General features: G+C 71.4%; 14 protein-coding genes and 1 tRNA gene. All 15 read left to right on the top strand.

Going from position 1 to position 15387, the window contains the following annotated elements; translation table 11 throughout:
- The first annotated feature begins 11 nt into the window (after positions 1-11).
- The 15 genes from OHS71_RS07485 to OHS71_RS07415 all read left to right on the top strand — a co-directional run bounded on the left by OHS71_RS07485 (position 12) and on the right by OHS71_RS07415 (position 15383).
- Positions 12-1382 (top strand): ThuA domain-containing protein, encoded by a 1371-nt coding sequence (locus tag OHS71_RS07485; protein WP_328478055.1) that lies wholly within the window; start codon positions 12-14, stop codon positions 1380-1382.
- Positions 1383-1546: 164 nt separating this feature from the next.
- Entirely contained in the window at positions 1547-2752 is a 1206-nt protein-coding gene (locus tag OHS71_RS07480; protein ID WP_328478053.1) for an inositol-3-phosphate synthase, read from the top strand.
- Positions 2753-3033: 281 nt separating this feature from the next.
- Complete coding sequence (locus OHS71_RS07475; protein WP_328478051.1) at positions 3034-4035, top strand: SCO3242 family prenyltransferase; 1002 nt, start codon at positions 3034-3036, stop codon at positions 4033-4035.
- Positions 4036-4085: 50 nt separating this feature from the next.
- A complete protein-coding gene (locus tag OHS71_RS07470; RefSeq protein WP_328484434.1) occupies positions 4086-5225 on the top strand; it encodes a sugar phosphate isomerase/epimerase family protein in 1140 nt (379 codons plus the stop codon).
- Positions 5222-6097: an EboA domain-containing protein gene (locus tag OHS71_RS07465; protein ID WP_443046874.1), complete on the top strand. Its 876-nt coding sequence runs from the start codon at positions 5222-5224 to the stop codon at positions 6095-6097. The genes OHS71_RS07470 and OHS71_RS07465 overlap by 4 nt, the downstream gene beginning before the upstream one ends.
- The gene (locus OHS71_RS07460) at positions 6097-6945 is read left to right on the top strand and encodes a TatD family hydrolase (RefSeq protein ID WP_328478049.1); all 849 of its coding nucleotides are present in this window, start codon (positions 6097-6099) and stop codon (positions 6943-6945) included. The genes OHS71_RS07465 and OHS71_RS07460 overlap by 1 nt, the downstream gene beginning before the upstream one ends.
- Before the next feature lie 3 nt (positions 6946-6948).
- Positions 6949-8118: a metabolite traffic protein EboE gene (gene eboE / locus OHS71_RS07455; protein ID WP_328478047.1), complete on the top strand. Its 1170-nt coding sequence runs from the start codon at positions 6949-6951 to the stop codon at positions 8116-8118.
- Positions 8115-9563 (top strand): nucleotide pyrophosphatase/phosphodiesterase family protein, encoded by a 1449-nt coding sequence (locus tag OHS71_RS07450; protein WP_328478045.1) that lies wholly within the window; start codon positions 8115-8117, stop codon positions 9561-9563. The genes eboE and OHS71_RS07450 overlap by 4 nt, the downstream gene beginning before the upstream one ends.
- Positions 9564-9634: 71 nt before the next feature.
- Positions 9635-10681: a sugar phosphate isomerase/epimerase family protein gene (locus tag OHS71_RS07445; RefSeq protein ID WP_328478043.1), complete on the top strand. Its 1047-nt coding sequence runs from the start codon at positions 9635-9637 to the stop codon at positions 10679-10681.
- 333 nt (positions 10682-11014) lie between these two features.
- Positions 11015-11099 (top strand) — tRNA-Leu (locus OHS71_RS07440).
- A 419-nt stretch (positions 11100-11518) separates the two neighbouring features.
- Positions 11519-12694: an ATP-binding protein gene (locus OHS71_RS07435; RefSeq protein WP_328484433.1), complete on the top strand. Its 1176-nt coding sequence runs from the start codon at positions 11519-11521 to the stop codon at positions 12692-12694.
- Positions 12691-13092 (top strand): roadblock/LC7 domain-containing protein, encoded by a 402-nt coding sequence (locus OHS71_RS07430; protein ID WP_328478041.1) that lies wholly within the window; start codon positions 12691-12693, stop codon positions 13090-13092. Before OHS71_RS07435 ends, OHS71_RS07430 begins: the two co-directional genes overlap by 4 nt.
- On the top strand, positions 13089-13466 hold the full coding sequence (locus OHS71_RS07425) for a DUF742 domain-containing protein (protein ID WP_328478039.1): 378 nt from the start codon (positions 13089-13091) through the stop codon (positions 13464-13466). The genes OHS71_RS07430 and OHS71_RS07425 overlap by 4 nt, the downstream gene beginning before the upstream one ends.
- The gene (locus OHS71_RS07420; RefSeq protein WP_328478035.1) at positions 13441-14034 is read left to right on the top strand and encodes a GTP-binding protein; all 594 of its coding nucleotides are present in this window, start codon (positions 13441-13443) and stop codon (positions 14032-14034) included. The genes OHS71_RS07425 and OHS71_RS07420 overlap by 26 nt, the downstream gene beginning before the upstream one ends.
- Positions 14035-14042: 8 nt before the next feature.
- Positions 14043-15383, top strand: coding sequence for a cytochrome P450 (locus tag OHS71_RS07415; RefSeq protein ID WP_328478033.1), 1341 nt, complete (start codon positions 14043-14045; stop codon positions 15381-15383).
- Positions 15384-15387 lie beyond the last annotated feature (4 nt).

Here is a 15387-nt window from a genome sequence, read left to right as displayed (position 1 = left end):
GAGGAGGGCACATGACACGCAGACTTCGCGCCATCGCCACCGTCGCCGCGGGTGCGGCGCTGCTCCTCGGCGGTGTCTCGGGCCCCGCCGCCTCACACTCCGGTGACGGCGGGAAACCGGGCAACGGAAAACGGGTGCTGGTCTTCTCCAAGACCGCCGGATTCCGCCACGACTCGATCTCGGACGGCGTCACCGCGGTACGCGAACTCGGCGCGGCGGACGGTTTCGCAGTCGACGCCACCGAGGACGCGGGAGCGTTCACGCCGGCGAACCTGCGGCGCTACGACGCCGTCGTGTTCCTGTCGACGACCGGAGACGTCCTCGACGCGGCCCAGCAGCGGGCGTTCGAGGCGTACATCCGGCAAGGCGGCGGCTATGTCGGGGTCCACGCGGCGACCGACACCGAGTACGACTGGGCGTTCTACGGCGGGCTCGTCGGCGCCTGGTTCCGCTCGCACCCGGCGATCCAGCCCGCGAGGGTCGTCGTCGAGGACCGGGCCCACCCGGCGACCTCGGGCCTCGCCCGCACCTGGAACCGCACCGACGAGTGGTACGACTACCGCTCCAACCCACGCGAGGAGGTGCACGTCCTGGCCTCGCTCGACGAGGATTCCTACACGGGCGGCACCATGAACGGCGATCACCCGATCGCCTGGTGCCGGCCCTATCAGGGCGGCCGCGCCTTCTACACCGGCGGCGGCCACACGAAGGAGTCCTACGCGGATCCGGCGTTCCGCGGTCATCTGCTGGGCGGTATCCGGTACGCGGCCGCCGAGGTGCAGGCGGACTGCCGACCGGAGAACGGATACCGTCCGCTCTTCGACGGCACCACCCTGGAAGGCTGGCGGCAGGCCGGGCCCGGCTCCTTCACCCTGTCCGACGACGGCACCCTGACGTCGACCGGCGGCATGGGCCTCCTCTGGTACGCCGGTCGGAGCTTCGGGGCGTACTCCCTGAAGCTCGACTGGAAGACCACGGTCGGCGGTCCGGGCGACTCCGGTGACGACAACTCCGGTGTGTTCGTGGGCTTCCCGCCGTCGGACGACCCGTGGTCCGCCGTGGACAACGGCTACGAGATCCAGATCGACGCCACGGACGTCCCGGAGAAGACCACCGGCTCGGTGTACGGCTTCGCCTCCGCGGACCTGAAGAAACGGGACCGTGCGCTGAACCCGCCCGGGGAGTGGAACACCTTCGAGATCCGGGTGGAGGGCGAACGTCTGCGGGTCTGGCTCAACGGCGTCAAGATCAACGATTTCACCAACACGGACCCGTCGCGGAGTCTGCGCGACGGACACCTCGGCTTGCAGAACCACGGAGCCGACGACCAGGTGTCCTTCCGCGACGTCCGGATCAAGGAACTGCCCGTCGAGGGCGGCTGAACGGCGGCGGGCGGGGGACGCCGGACCCCCGCCCGCCGTCTCCACCCACCGGCGCTTCGCGGCGCCGCCTCCGGCCCTCTCCCACCCGTCCGCCTTCTCCCTTCCTCCCCTCTCGTTCCTCCCCTCTCGTTCTCCGGGGTTCACGCACGACAAGGAGGCTGCCCATGTCCGCGTCCCTTTCCCGTCCCCCGCGTGTCGGCGTCTGGCTGGTCGGAGCCCGCGGTTCCGTGGCCACCACGGTGGTCGCGGGGTGCGCCGCCCTGACGGCCGGCCTGCACCCTCCGACGGGCCTGGTCACCGAGGCGCCCGTCTTCGCCGGAAGCGGCTTGCCCGACCTGTCCTCCCTCGTCTTCGGCGGACACGACACCAGCGACTGTCCTCTGCCCAAACGTGCCGAGCAGCTCGCGGCCGGGGGAGTCCTCCCGGTGGGCCTTCCCGCGGCCGTCGCGGCCGAACTCGACGCCGCCGACCGGGAGATCAGACCGGGAGGCCCTGCGCCCGGGGACACCCGCGACGACGAGCAACTGATCGGGGCGTTCGCCGCGGACCTGCGTGACTTCGTGCGCCGGTGCGGTCTGGCACGCGCCGTGGTGGTGAACGTGGCCTCCACGGAACCGGCGGCGACCGGCCCCACGCTGCCGCCGAGCTCGCTGTACGCGGCCGCCGCTCTCCGCGCCGGCTGCGCGTACGTGAACTTCACGCCCTCCACGGGACTGCACCACCCGGCCCTTGCGGGCCCGGCGGAGTCGAGCGGTCTGCCGTACGCCGGCCGCGACGGGAAGACCGGCCAGACTCTGCTGCGTTCCGCCCTGGGACCCATGTTCACCCAGCGGGCGCTCGCTGTCCGGGCCTGGTCCGGCACCAACCTCCTCGGCGGCGGTGACGGAGCCGCCCTGGCCGACCCGGCGGCCGCCGAGGCGAAGAACGCCGGCAAGGAACGCGTCCTCGCCGACACCCTCGGCACCACCCCGGAGGGCCGGGTCCACATCGACGACGTCCCGGCACTGGGGGACTGGAAGACCGCCTGGGACCACGTCGCCTTCGACGGATTCCTGGGCACCCGCATGATCCTCCAGACCATCTGGCAGGGCTGCGACTCCGCGCTGGCGGCCCCCCTCGTCCTCGATCTGGCCCGCCTCGCCGCCCGGGCCCACGAAGCCGGTTTGTCCGGACCGCTCACCGAACTCGCCTTCTTCTTCAAGGACCCCGTGGGCGAGGCGCCCTCGGCCCTGGCGGAACAGCACGCGCAACTGGAACGGTTCGCCCGACGGCTGACCGCCGGCCGCGCCGCGGCCGGGGAGCCCGACCGAGCACAGACGCCCGCGGCACGGCGCGATCACGCCACGAGGTCCGGCGTGGACGCGGAATGAGCCGGGACCGAGCGGTGCGTCGAGCCGTCGGACGGGTGATCCCGGCCGCCACCGGACCGCAGGGACGGGCCGACGGTCGGGCAGCTCCGGGCGCCGGTACGGCTGACGGTCGGGTGGAGAGGGACGGGGGGACGGCGGACGAGTGCGCCAGTGACAGCCGGGCGGCATCGGGAGCCTGTACGGCGGACGCGCAGACCGGCAGCCGGGGGGCTTCGGCTTCCGGGACGTCGCACGGGCAGGCGGCCGCGACGGGCGATGCCGCGGCGACCGGCCGTGCCCGCGTGCGGGCCTGGGCCGAACTGCTGCGGGTGCCCGCGCTGTTCACGGTGCCCGGCGACGCACTGGCGGGCGCGGGCGCGCTCTGCGCGCCCCCCGGCCACCGGACCCTGCTCGCCATCGGCTCCTCCCTCTGCCTGTACGAGGCCGGCATGGTGCTCAACGACTGGGCGGACCGGGCGGAGGACGCTGCCGAGCGCCCCCACCGTCCCCTTCCCTCCGGCCGCGTCAGCCCCACCACCGCCTTCACCGTGGCCTGCGCCTTCACCGCGGCCGGCCTCGCCCTCGCCGCACGGGCAGGCCGCCCCGCCCTGACGATCGCGGCTCCCCTCGCAGTGACCGTCTGGTCCTACGACCTCGCCCTGAAGCACACGCCCGCGGGCCCGTTCGCCATGGCGGCCGCCCGGGGCCTGGACCTTCTCCTCGGTGCCGCGGCCACCGGGGGCCGCACCCGCCCGGCCCTCGCCTCCGCGGCTCTCCTCGCCACACACACGTGCGCGGTCACGAACCTGTCCCGCCAGGAGACCCATGAGGGCACGCCGACGGCCGCCCTGGCGGCGCTGGCCACCACAGGGGCATTGACCTGGCTGTTGCACCGCCCACTGCCACCCGGCGGGCCACCGCACCACCTGTCGCAGAACCACCTGTCGCGGAACTGCCGGTCGTCGAACCGCCGGTCGTCGAACCGCCGGTCACCCGGTGAAGAGGCACCCGGCCGTCATCAGCCGCGAGGCCGGGCAGGCCACCGCCCGGCCCACCACTCGTCCGCGCCCCTCACCTCCGTGCTCGCCACCGCCTACGCCGCCGCCACGGCCCGTGCCTATCTGCACGCCTCCCTCAATCCGTCACCCCCGCTCACCCAGCGGGCCGTCGGCGCCGGCATCCGCGCCACCATTCCCCTCCAGGCAGCCCTCATGGCCCGCTCCGGAGCCACCGCCACCGCGCTGATCACGGCAGCCCTGGCGCCGGTCGCCCGACGACTCGCGAGGCGGGTGAGCATCACTTGAACCTCGGACACCGAGGCCACGGGAGCGATACCCGGGAGCGCACCCGGCAGCTGAAAGCCCCGCCCCCGCGCGCGCCCCTGCCACCACTCCGCTTCGGCTACGGCACCAACGGCCTCGCCGATCTGCGCCTCGACGACGCGCTCGCCCTGCTGGCCGATCTCGGCTACGACGGCGTCGGACTGACGCTCGACCACATGCACCTCGACCCGCTCGCCCCGGACGTCGCCGCCCGCACCCGCCGCACAGCGCGCCGACTGGACGCGCTCGGGCTGGACGTCACCGTGGAGACAGGTGCGCGCTATGTCCTCGACCCGCGCCGCAAGCACGGCCCCTCCCTCCTGGATGCCGAACCGGACGACCGCGCCCGCCGCGTCGACCTGCTCCTCCGGGCCGTTCGGATCGCGGGCGATCTCGGTGCGCACGCCGTCCACTGCTTCAGCGGCACCCTCCCGCCGGGAACGGATCCGGACGCCGCATGGCAGCGCCTCGCCGACGCCATCGCCCCCGTCCTGGACGCCGCGACCTGCGCCGGCATCCCCCTCGCCGTCGAACCCGAACCCGGTCACCTGCTCGCGACCCTCGCCGACTTCCATCGGCTCCGCCGCACCCTGGACGATCCCGCGTTCCTCGGGCTCACCCTGGACATCGGCCACTGCCAGTGCCTCGAGCCGCTCGCGCCCGCCGACTGCGTACGCGCCGCGGCGCCCTGGCTGTGCCACGTCCAGATCGAGGACATGCGCCGTGACGTTCACGAACACCTTCCCCTGGGAGACGGCGAGATCGACTTCCTGCCCGTCCTCGCCGCCCTCGCCGACACGGGCTACCGCGGACTGACGGTGGTCGAACTGCCCCGTCATTCCCATGCCGGCCCTCACCACGCCGAAGCCTCCCTCCCGTTCCTCCGCCGCGCGGCGGCAGCCGCCGAAGCGCTCGGCCGTCCCGGCCCGCAGTCGCCCACCTCCTCCCTCCCGGCCACCGCTCCGACTGCCGGTGGTGGTGGCGGTGGCGGTGGTGGCGGTACGAGTGCCGGTGCCGGTCCTTCCACCGTCTGCCCGGCCTCAGGTGCCGGGGACCGGCAGCGGCCTCCTTCGGCCGCCCGCCGCCCGCACCGGTCCTCCCCGGCCGCGGACCCGACCGTCGCACCACCCGACGAGCCCTCCGTCACCCCAGAAGGGAGCAGCACCTCATGACCCCTCCCCACGTCGCCCCGGCGGCCCCGGATGCGGGACACGAGGGCACCACCCCGGCCCTCACGCCCCTCGACGCCCTGCACAGGCACCTCGACGTCCACCTCGACCCCGCCGCCCGTGACTGGTTCGGGCAGGCGCTCGCCGAGGCCGCCGCCCACCCGGGCACCCATGGCCCCATCTCGGTCTGGGAGTTGCGTCTCGCCGAGGCCGGGCGCCGCTGCGGCGCCCGGTACGCCGACGCCGCCCGGGTGCTCATCCTGCGCGCCGCCCGCGCCGACCCGGACTCCCTGGCCCGCGTCTACGCCCAGGGCACCGCCGACGAGCGTCGCGCGGTCCTGCACGCCCTGTCCCACCTCGTGCCCGGACCCGATGCCCTCCCGCTGGTGGAGGACGCGCTGCGCACCCACGACACGCGGCTCCTGGCCGCCGCCGTCGGCCCCTACGCCGCCCGCCACCTCGACGCCCACGCCTGGCGCCACGCCGTCCTGAAGTGCCTGTTCGCCGGAGTGCCCGTCGAGGAGGTGGCGGGTCTCGGACAACGCGCCCGCGGCGACGCCGAACTCGCCCGCATGCTCCGCGACTACGCCTCCGAACGCACCGCCGCGGGCCGCCCCGTCCCCCCGGACCTGCACCGGGTCCTGACCCTGACCCGCGCGGAATCATCCGCCCCATCCGCCGCGCCCCCGACCTCGCCGCCGACCAGAAGGCCGGCGGGACCGACCGGCCCCGAACGGCCCACCCCGAGAAACCCGGACCTCCACCCCACGAACCTCCACCCCGCACATCCCCGCCCCACAGACCCTCACCGCACGGACCCCCCTGGCACGGGCAGTTCCCCTCGCCCGGCCCACCCCCACGGCAAGGAGTCCTGATGCGCATCTTCGACCCCCACATCCACATGACCTCGCGCACCACCGACGACTACCAGGCGATGCACTCGGCGGGCGTCCGTGCCGTCGTCGAGCCGGCCTTCTGGCTGGGGCAGCCCCGTACCTCGTCCGCCTCGTTCCTCGACTACTTCGACTCGCTGCTCGGCTGGGAACCCTTCCGGGCCGCGCAGTACGGCATCGCCCATCACTGCGCGCTCGCCCTCAATCCCAAAGAGGCCAACGACCCGCGCTGCGCCGCCGTCCTGGAGGAGTTGCCGCGGTATCTCGTCAAGGACCACGTCGTCGCCGTCGGCGAGATCGGCTACGACTCGATGACCCCCGCCGAGGACAACGCCCTGGCCGCCCAGCTCCAGCTGGCCGCCGATCACGCCCTGCCCGCCCTCGTGCACACCCCGCACCGCGACAAGCTCGCCGGACTGCGCCGCACCCTCGACGTCGTCCGTGAATCCGCCGTGCCCGCCGACCGGGTCCTGCTCGACCACCTCAATGAGACCACCGTGAAAGAGGCGAAGGACGCCGACTGCTGGCTGGGCTTCTCCGTCTATCCCGACACCAAGATGGACGAGACCCGCATGACCGAGATCCTCCGTCTGTACGGCCCGGAGAAGATCCTCGTCAACTCCGCGGCGGACTGGGGCAAAAGCGACCCGCTCAAGACCCGCAGGGTCGCCGACCTGATGCTCGAGCAGGGCTTCACCGAGGACGACGTCGACCTCGTCCTGTGGCGCAACCCCGTGGCCTTCTACGGACTCAGCGGCCGGCTCACCCTCGACGTGACGGCCCCCGACGCCACCCACGCGGGCAACTCCATCCTGCGCGGCGGGGAGTGACCGATGCGCTTCCGGCACCCCGACGGCACCACCGTCCATCTCGCCTACTGCACCAATGTCCACCCCGCCGAGACCCTCGACGGCGTCCTCGCGCAACTGCGGGACCACTGTGAACCGGTACGGCGCCGCCTGGGCCGCGACCGGCTCGGCATAGGCCTGTGGCTCGCCGCGGACGCCGCCCGGGCACTCGACACCGACCCGGCGGCTCTGCGCACCCTGCGCACCGCACTCGACCGGCGCGGCCTGGAGGTCGTCACCCTCAACGGGTTCCCGTACGAGGGATTCGGCGCCGAGGAGGTCAAGTACCGGGTCTACAAGCCCGACTGGGCCGACGGTGAACGCCTCGAGCACACCACCGCGCTGGCCCGTGTCCTCACCGGACTCCTCCCCGACGACGTCACCGAGGGCAGCATCTCCACCCTCCCCCTCGGCTGGCGCACCGCATGGGACGGCGACCGCGACGCGACGGCCAGGTCCGCCCTGCGCACCCTCGCCGAGCGTCTGGACGCGCTGGCGGAGCTGACGGGCCGCTCCATCCGCGTCGGTCTGGAACCGGAACCCGGCTGCATCGTCGAGACCACCGCCGACGCCCTCGCCCCCCTCGCGGCAGTCGGCCATCCCCGTATCGGTGTCTGCGTCGACACCTGCCATCTCGCCACCTCCTTCGAAGACGCGCCCGCGGCCCTGGACGCGCTCGCCGAAGCCCGCGTCCCCCTCGTCAAATCGCAGCTGTCAGCCGCCCTGCACGCCGAACACCCCCATCTCCCCGCCGTCCGCGACGCCCTCGCCGCGTTCGACGAACCCCGCTTCCTGCACCAGACCCGCACCCTCACCGCCGCCGGCCTGCGCGGCACCGACGACCTCGGCGAGGCCCTCACCGGCACGGTCCTGCCCGAGGCCGGCCCCTGGCGCGCCCACTTCCACGTCCCGCTGCACGCGGCACCCGACGCACCCCTCACCTCCACGCTCGACGTGCTGAAGGGCACGCTCACCCGCCTGGTCGGCGGCCCGCATCCGCTCACCCGCCACCTGGAGGTCGAGACCTACACCTGGCAGGCCCTCCCGCCCGCACTGCGCCCCCGCGGCCGGGCCCACCTCGCCGACGGCATCGCCGCCGAACTCGCCCTCGCACGTGACCTCCTGACCGACCTCGGCCTCAAGGAGCTCCCATGAGCAGCTCCGCGTCCCCCGGCGCCGGGCCCCGGATCCGGCCCGCAGCCGGCACCCCCGGCCCGGACCGGACAGCCCCGGTCCCCCTTCTCGTCCTCGACGTCGTCGGCCTCACCCCCCGTCTGCTCGACCACATGCCCCACCTCAAGGCCCTCGCCCGGGCAGGCTCCCGCGCACCGCTCGGGACCGTCCTGCCGGCCGTCACCTGCGCCGCCCAGTCCACCTTCCTCACCGGTACGTTCCCCGCGGAACACGGCATCGTCGGCAACGGCTGGTACTTCCGCGAGCTCGGCGACGTCCTGCTGTGGCGCCAGCACAACGGTCTCGTCGCCGGGGACAAGCTGTGGGACGCCGCCCGCAGGGCGCACCCCGGCTACACGGTCGCCAACATCTGCTGGTGGTACGCCATGGGCGCCGACACCGACTTCACCGTCACCCCCCGTCCGATCTACTACTCCGACGGCCGCAAGGAGCCCGACTGCTACACCCGCCCCCCGGCCCTGCACGACGAACTCACCGCGCAGCTCGGCACGTTCCCCCTCTTCCACTTCTGGGGCCCGGGAGCGGACCTGGTCTCCAGCCGATGGATCATCGACGCGACCCGCCACATCCTGCGCACCCGCCACCCGGACCTGGCCCTGTGCTACCTCCCTCACCTCGACTACGACCTCCAGCGCTTCGGCCCCGACGACCCGCGCTCCCTGCGGGCGGCCACCGCTCTGGACACGGCCGTGGCCCCGCTCCTGGACGACGCCCGGGCGCAGGGCCGTACCGTCGTCGCCCTCTCCGAGTACGGCATCACCCGGGTGAGCCGGCCCGTCGACATCAACCGTGCCCTGCGCCGGGCGGGCCTGCTCGAGGTGCACACCCAGGACGGCATGGAGTACCTCGACCCGATGGCGTCCCGTGCCTTCGCGGTCGCGGACCACCAGCTCGCCCACGTCTACGTACGCCGTCCCGAGGATCTGGAGGTCACCCGGTCCGCACTCAACGGACTGCCCGGCATCGAGCTGCTCCTCGACGACGAGGGCAAGAAGGCGCACCACCTCGACCATCCGCGCTCCGGCGAACTCGTCGCCGTGGCGGAACCGGACGCCTGGTTCACGTACTACTACTGGCTCGACGACGCCCGCGCGCCCGACTTCGCGCAGCTCGTCGAGATCCACCGCAAACCCGGCTACGACCCGGTCGAGCTGTTCATGGACCCGCTCGATCCCTATGTGAAGGTCAGGGCTGCCACCGCCCTGGCCCGCAAGAAGATGGGCCTGCGCTACCGCATGGCCGTGGTGCCTCTCGATCCGTCACCTGTCCGCGGCAGCCACGGCCGCCTTCCCACGAGCGACGACGACGGTCCGCTCCTCATCTGCTCCACCCCCCGTTCGCTCGGCGACCGCGTCGCGGCCACCGACGTGAAAGCACTGCTGCTCCAACTGGCCGGTCTGTCCTGACTGGTTGCCGACCGGCCGCAGGTGAAGCACTCACCACCGACAACGCCCCGCGATCCCGAGGAGTTCCAGACATGAGCCGCATCTCCGACATCGACCCCGAACTCACCCACCGCCTGACCAGACGAGGCATGCTCGGCGTCGCCGCCGGTGCCACCGCGGCCGCGCTGCTGGGGGCCGCCGCCTCGCCGGCCGGTGCGGCGCCCGCCACCGCCGCCGATGCCTCCGCGACCGGCCGCGGCCGTCCGGTCCTGCCCCCCGGCCGTCTCGGCATCCAGCTCTACAGCCTGCGCGACAAGGTCTCCACGCTGGGCTTCGCCCCCGTCTTCGCCGAGTTGGAGAAGTACGGCTACGACGAGGTGGAGTTCGCCGGCTACACCCAGGGATCCGCGGGCCCCATCACCCTGACCCAGCTGAAGCGGCTGGCCCGTGACCACGGTCTGACGCCGATCGGCAGCCACGTCGGCTACTACGCCGACGACCCGAACGCCTACACCTTCGCCCAGAACCTCACCAAGGTCCTCGACGACGCCCAGGCCCTCGGCCTCAGGCACATCGGCACCGCCTCCGGGCCCTTCCGCTACGGCTCCACCGTCGACGCCTGGAAGCGCGCGGCCGAGGAGTTCAACACGTACGGGGCGGCGGCGAGGGCCCGCGGCATGAAGTTCTACCAGCACAACCACTCCGACGAGTTCGGCTTCGCGACCGACAACCCCAAGGTGCGGCTCTACGACGTACTGCTCGCCGAGACCGACCCCGACCTGGTGTTCCTGGAGATGGACATCTTCTGGGCGTACGCCGGCCAGTTCCGTTTCTCGAGGCGGGCCGACGGTACGGCCGCGCCCTTCGAGCCGCTGGACTACGTACTGAAGCAGCCGCACCGCTATCCGCTGTTCCATGTGAAGGACGGCGTCAGCGACCCCGCGAACCAGTTCGGGTACCGGATGGTCGACGTCGGTGACGGCGACATCGACTACCGGCGGTTCCTCTCCGCCGTCACCCGGCTGCGCGGCGAGCGTCTGGCCCACCACTGGCAGGTCGAGCACGACAACCCGGTCGAGTCGTTCGCGTTCGCACGGAAGTCGAGCGCGCACCTGCACTCGCTGCGCGAGAAGTGCTGAGCATCGGGCTCCGGTCGCGCTGATCGGGCGCACGCGCGTGTGGAGGCCCACCCCCCCAGAAGGCGACGCGGCGACGCGGTGGGCCTTCACACGCGCGTGCGTCGTCAGCCGGGGTCAGGCCGTCTCCTCGCCGAAACGTGGACCGTGCTCAGCGCGACCCGCTCGGCGTGGGGGACCCGACGGATGAAGTGACCCTCCGGCCGCCCGGGGGCGGACTGCCCGCGCCGCGGTCCCTCACCCCTGCGGCCAGCGGATATGCAGGTGAAGCCCACTCCGAAAGCTTGGTATTGTTGTCCTCGTCGCCGCGGGAAGCTCACGCTGCGGCTACACCTGGTCCGGGTGGCGGAATGGCAGACGCGCTAGCTTGAGGTGCTAGTGCCCTTTATCGGGCGTGGGGGTTCAAGTCCCCCCTCGGACACTCTCACCCTCCGTATCGAGCGCAATCCGCTCGGTGAGCAAGCGAATGCCCGTATCCGGCGTCATGCCGGGTGCGGGTTTTGTTGTTTCCGTATCCATTGCCGCCGTAATGTCGCGGAAGCCCGTTTATCGGTTGTCCTGTCGGGGTGGGCCGACAGCCCCTTGGGCTGCCCTTTGCCTGTCGCCCGCCGACGGTACTGACGATCCGTCAATATTCAACTTTGGTACCCATGTTGGCGGTCTATGACTCCATCTTGTGGTGATACGATCACGCTCGCTTGTAGAGCGGGCGGATGGGTGCAAGACGACATCTCCGGCTACGGGGACAGTCCGGGCGGTCACCCGGTGCGGGCGGTCCGCCGGTCCACCCGCGTCGACGGGAATTCAGCAACTGGCCGTCAGTCGCCTGAAGAGAGTCTTATGACGCATTACATACAGAACCCGGTACTCTGGGCTCTCCTCGTGGCCGTACTCGTCGCAGTCGTCCTCATAGTGCGCCAGCGCAGGACGGCGCGTGCTCTGAGGCAGGAGATCGCGGGGCTCAGGTCTCACTACTCCGCGTTGGAAAACGAGTACGCGCAATCCGTCGAGGCAGCTCGAGAACGCGCCGAAGAGGCTACGAAAACGGTCCTCAAGTCCGCGATGCGGACCCTCCAGGGCCTTGCCGCGGAACAGCAGTTGATTGTCTCCCGGCTGCAGAACAAATACGGTGAGTCGGTTATTCTCCAGGACCTTCTGGAGATCGACCACACCAATTCGCAGTTCGGGCGGCGTGCCCAGTCCATCGCGGTGCTCTGCGACGGCTGGCTGGGGCGGGCACGTGATGTCGCCTCCGTGTACGACGTGGTGCGCAGCGCGCAGGGCAGGGTCCGCCATTACCGGCGGGTGGAAATTCTCTCGCAGGTCGACTTCGGCATCACCAGCCGTGCGGTGGAACCGGTCGCACTGGCCCTCGCCGAACTCCTCGACAACGCGACGAGTTACTCGAGCCCGGACACCGTCGTCGAAATCAATATCCGTACGGTGCCCAAGGGCATCTGCATCGTCGTCGACGACGCCGGTGTCGGGATGAACGACGAAGAACGCGCCCGTGCCGACAAACTCCTGTCGAGCCAGCGGGTCTCGGGCGTCTCGGCACTCGGCAATCCGCCGCAGTTCGGTTTCGCGGTGATCGGTGTGCTCAGCGAGCGCTTCGGCTTCGAGGTGTCGGTGGACTCCACCTCACCCTACGGAGGAGTCCGGGCGGTCCTCCTCCTGCCGCACGACCTGCTCACCAACGCGCCCGAGCAGAAGGAGCCGGCTCCGGTCGTCCCCGCCGTCGCCTCCAGCGGACGCGGCGGTCCCGAAGCCGGTCAGTCCACCAGCACCACCACGACCGCCGACGGCCTGCCGAAGCGGCGTCGCAAGCGGCCCATGGCCATCGTGCCCGGCAGCACGTCCTCGCCCACTTCCGCCCGCACGGGCGCCGAGACGGCGGCGATCATGGGCGCCTTCCAGCGGGGCACCCAGTCGGGCCGGGCCACGCCGCCTGCGAATCCCGCGGAAAAGTCGAGCAGCACCCGTGGTGCTGGCAGCGAAGGGCATGAGGTCTCGTGAACGACGATCTGTCATGGATGCTTGACAGTGCCTTGGAGATACCTGGGGCTCTGCACGCCGTCCTGATATCCGCCGACGGCCTGCTGATGGCCCGGACGCAGGACTTCGACAAGGACGACGCGGACCGGGTGGCGGCCGCGATGAGCGGGGTGCAGTCGCTCAGCCGCTCGCTCGCCTTCTTCTGCGAGGACCCGCAGATGCGGTGGCGGCAGACCCTGGTCGAGTTCGACGGGGGATGGGTCTTCCTGATCTCCGCGGGCGAGGGCGCCTACCTCGGCGTCTCCGCCTCGCCGGACGTCGACATGGCGGACATCACCTTCCGGATGCAGCAGATCGTCGGCCAGCTCGGCAAGGCCCTGACGACCCCGCCGCGCGAGAACCTCGGTGTGCGGTCATGAACGGCTTCAACGAACTGGAGCCGCAGACGCCGGAGTTAGTGCGACCGTACGTCATCACCAAGGGACGCGGGCTGCCCGAAGAAGGGCAGCTCTCCCTCATCACCCTGGTCACGGCGGCCGCCGATCACGAGCAGCGGCCGACCCGGCTGTCCCCCGAGGAACAGAACCTGTTGGATCTGTGCTCGGCCGGCTACCTCTCGGTCGCCGAGATCGCCGGGCACACCCAACTGCCCCTGGGCGTGGTCAAGATCCTCCTCGCCGCCCTCACCGAAGGCGGCTACCTCATCACCCGTCCGCCGGTGCAGCGGGCCCCGCTCGCCGACAGGGACATCCTGGAGGAGGTGCTGAATGGTCTCAGGGCCAAGTTTGGATGAGCAGGCATACGTCCGCGACGGGGCCACACAGACGGCGGTCAAGATCCTCGTCGTGGGTCACTTCGCGGTCGGCAAGACCACGTTCATCGGGGCGATCTCCGAGATCGAGCCGCTGACCACCGAAGAGACGATGACCCGGGCCGCCGAGTCCGTCGACGACCTCAAGGGGGTCCAGGGCAAGAGCACCACCACGGTCGCCATGGACTTCGGCCGTCTGACCATCAGCGAGCGGGTCGTGCTGTACCTGTTCGGAACGCCGGGCCAGCAGCGTTTCGTCCAGATGTGGGAGGACATGGCGCGCGGCGCCCTCGGCGCGCTGGTACTCGTCGACCCCGAGCGGCTCGCGGACTCCTTCGCCGTGATCGACCTGATCGAGCAGTACGGACTCGACTACGCCATCGCCGTCAACCACTTCGACGGTGCCCCGCCGCGGGACGAGATGGCTCTGCGCGACGCACTGGACCTGCTCGACGACACCCCCGTCGTCACCTGCGACGCGCGAGACGAACGGTCTTCGGCCGACGCGCTGATCACCCTCGTCCGCCATCTGCAGGACCGTGCACACTAGGAGCAGACATGGACCAACCCACCGCACCCGTGCCCCCGCCCGGGTGCCCGGCGCACCAGGCCGGCGGCAGAGTGCCGTTGTACGGGCCGGAGTTCGCGGCCGACCCGCAGGCCTACTACACCTACCTGCGCCACTACGGGCCCACCGCGCCCGTCGAGATCACCCCGGGAGTCGAGGCCACCCTCGTCACCGACTACGCCGCGGCCCTCCAACTCCTCCAGGACTCGGGCTCCTTCCGTAAGGACGCGCGCCGCTGGCGGGACCTCAACGAGGGCCGGATCAGCCCCGACAGCGCCGCTCTCCCCCTGCTTTCGTACCGGCCGGCCTGCATGTTCACCGACGGCGCCGAACACCTGAGGTTGCGTCAGTCCGTCACGGAAAGCATGGCGCGCATCGACCAGCTGCGGCTGAGCAAGAGCGTCGAGCGCATCTCCGACTTCCTCATCTCCCAGTTCAACGAACGCGGTTCGGCCGACCTGATCGGCTCCTACGCCAAGCAGCTGCCGCTGCTCGTCTTCAACGAACTCTTCGGTTGCACCGCCGACATCGGCGACCGCGTCTTCTTCGGCGTCTCCGGCATGTTCGACGGAGTCAATGCCGACAGGGCCATCGGGGTGCTTTTCCAGGCCGTCGGCGAGCTGGTCGCCCTCAAGCGGCGCAAGCCGGGCGACGACGTGACCTCCTGGCTGTTGCAGCATCACACCGCCCTGACCGACGAGGAGATGCTCCACCAGGTCTCCCTGCTGCTGGGCGCGGGAGCCGAGGCGCTGGTCAACCTGATCGGCAACACCCTGCATCGGTTGCTCACCGATGACCGGTACGCCCACGAGGGCGGGCTGATCGACGAGGCCATGGACGACACGTTGTGGGAGAACCCGCCCATGACGAACTACGCTGCCCACTACCCGGTGTCCGACATGGCGTTCGCCGACCAGAAGCTCATCGCCGGTGACCTGATGCTGGTGAGCTTCGCCGCCGCCAACACCGGCCCCGCGCTGTCGGCGGCCCGTGAGGCCGGCAGCAACCGGGCCCACCTCGCCTGGGGCGCCGGCCCACACGCCTGCCCCTCCAAGGAGCCCGCGCGGCAGATTGCCGTATCGGCCATCGAGAACCTCCTCAACCGGTTGCCCGACGTCGAACTCAGCGTTCCCGAGGAAAGCCTGACCTGGCGTCCGGGGGCCTTCAGCCGTGGCCTCGTCACGCTCCCCGCGCGGTTCACCCCGGTCAAGTCGGTCGGCCGGCCGCGGCAGAACACCACCCAGGCAGCCTCGGCGCCGGGCAGCGCCGGAGCGGCCCGCCAGGATCAGGCGGGAGTGTGGAGCAAGTTCCTCACCTGGCTGACCAAGTGATGTG

Origin of the sequence: Streptomyces sp. NBC_00377 (assembly GCF_036075115.1) — a bacterium.
Lineage (GTDB): Bacteria > Actinomycetota > Actinomycetes > Streptomycetales > Streptomycetaceae > Streptomyces.
The sequence above is the reverse complement of the archived record's forward strand: the minus strand, read 5'-3'. Positions and strand labels throughout refer to the sequence as shown.

Bases quoted from the DNA above. Each gene is read 5' to 3' on its own strand.
- OHS71_RS07425 (WP_328478039.1), top strand. From the start codon at position 13,089: ATGAACGGCTTCAACGAACTGGAGCCGCAGACGCCGGAGTTAGTGCGA.
- OHS71_RS07420 (WP_328478035.1), top strand. From the start codon at position 13,441: ATGGTCTCAGGGCCAAGTTTGGATGAGCAGGCATACGTCCGCGACGGG.
- OHS71_RS07450 (WP_328478045.1), top strand. From the start codon at position 8,115: ATGAGCAGCTCCGCGTCCCCCGGCGCCGGGCCCCGGATCCGGCCCGCA.
- OHS71_RS07460 (WP_328478049.1), top strand. From the start codon at position 6,097: ATGCGCATCTTCGACCCCCACATCCACATGACCTCGCGCACCACCGAC.
- OHS71_RS07480 (WP_328478053.1), top strand. From the start codon at position 1,547: ATGTCCGCGTCCCTTTCCCGTCCCCCGCGTGTCGGCGTCTGGCTGGTC.
- OHS71_RS07415 (WP_328478033.1), top strand. From the start codon at position 14,043: ATGGACCAACCCACCGCACCCGTGCCCCCGCCCGGGTGCCCGGCGCAC.
- OHS71_RS07435 (WP_328484433.1), top strand. From the start codon at position 11,519: ATGACGCATTACATACAGAACCCGGTACTCTGGGCTCTCCTCGTGGCC.
- OHS71_RS07445 (WP_328478043.1), top strand. From the start codon at position 9,635: ATGAGCCGCATCTCCGACATCGACCCCGAACTCACCCACCGCCTGACC.
- eboE (WP_328478047.1), top strand. From the start codon at position 6,949: ATGCGCTTCCGGCACCCCGACGGCACCACCGTCCATCTCGCCTACTGC.
- OHS71_RS07465 (WP_443046874.1), top strand. From the start codon at position 5,222: ATGACCCCTCCCCACGTCGCCCCGGCGGCCCCGGATGCGGGACACGAG.
- OHS71_RS07485 (WP_328478055.1), top strand. From the start codon at position 12: ATGACACGCAGACTTCGCGCCATCGCCACCGTCGCCGCGGGTGCGGCG.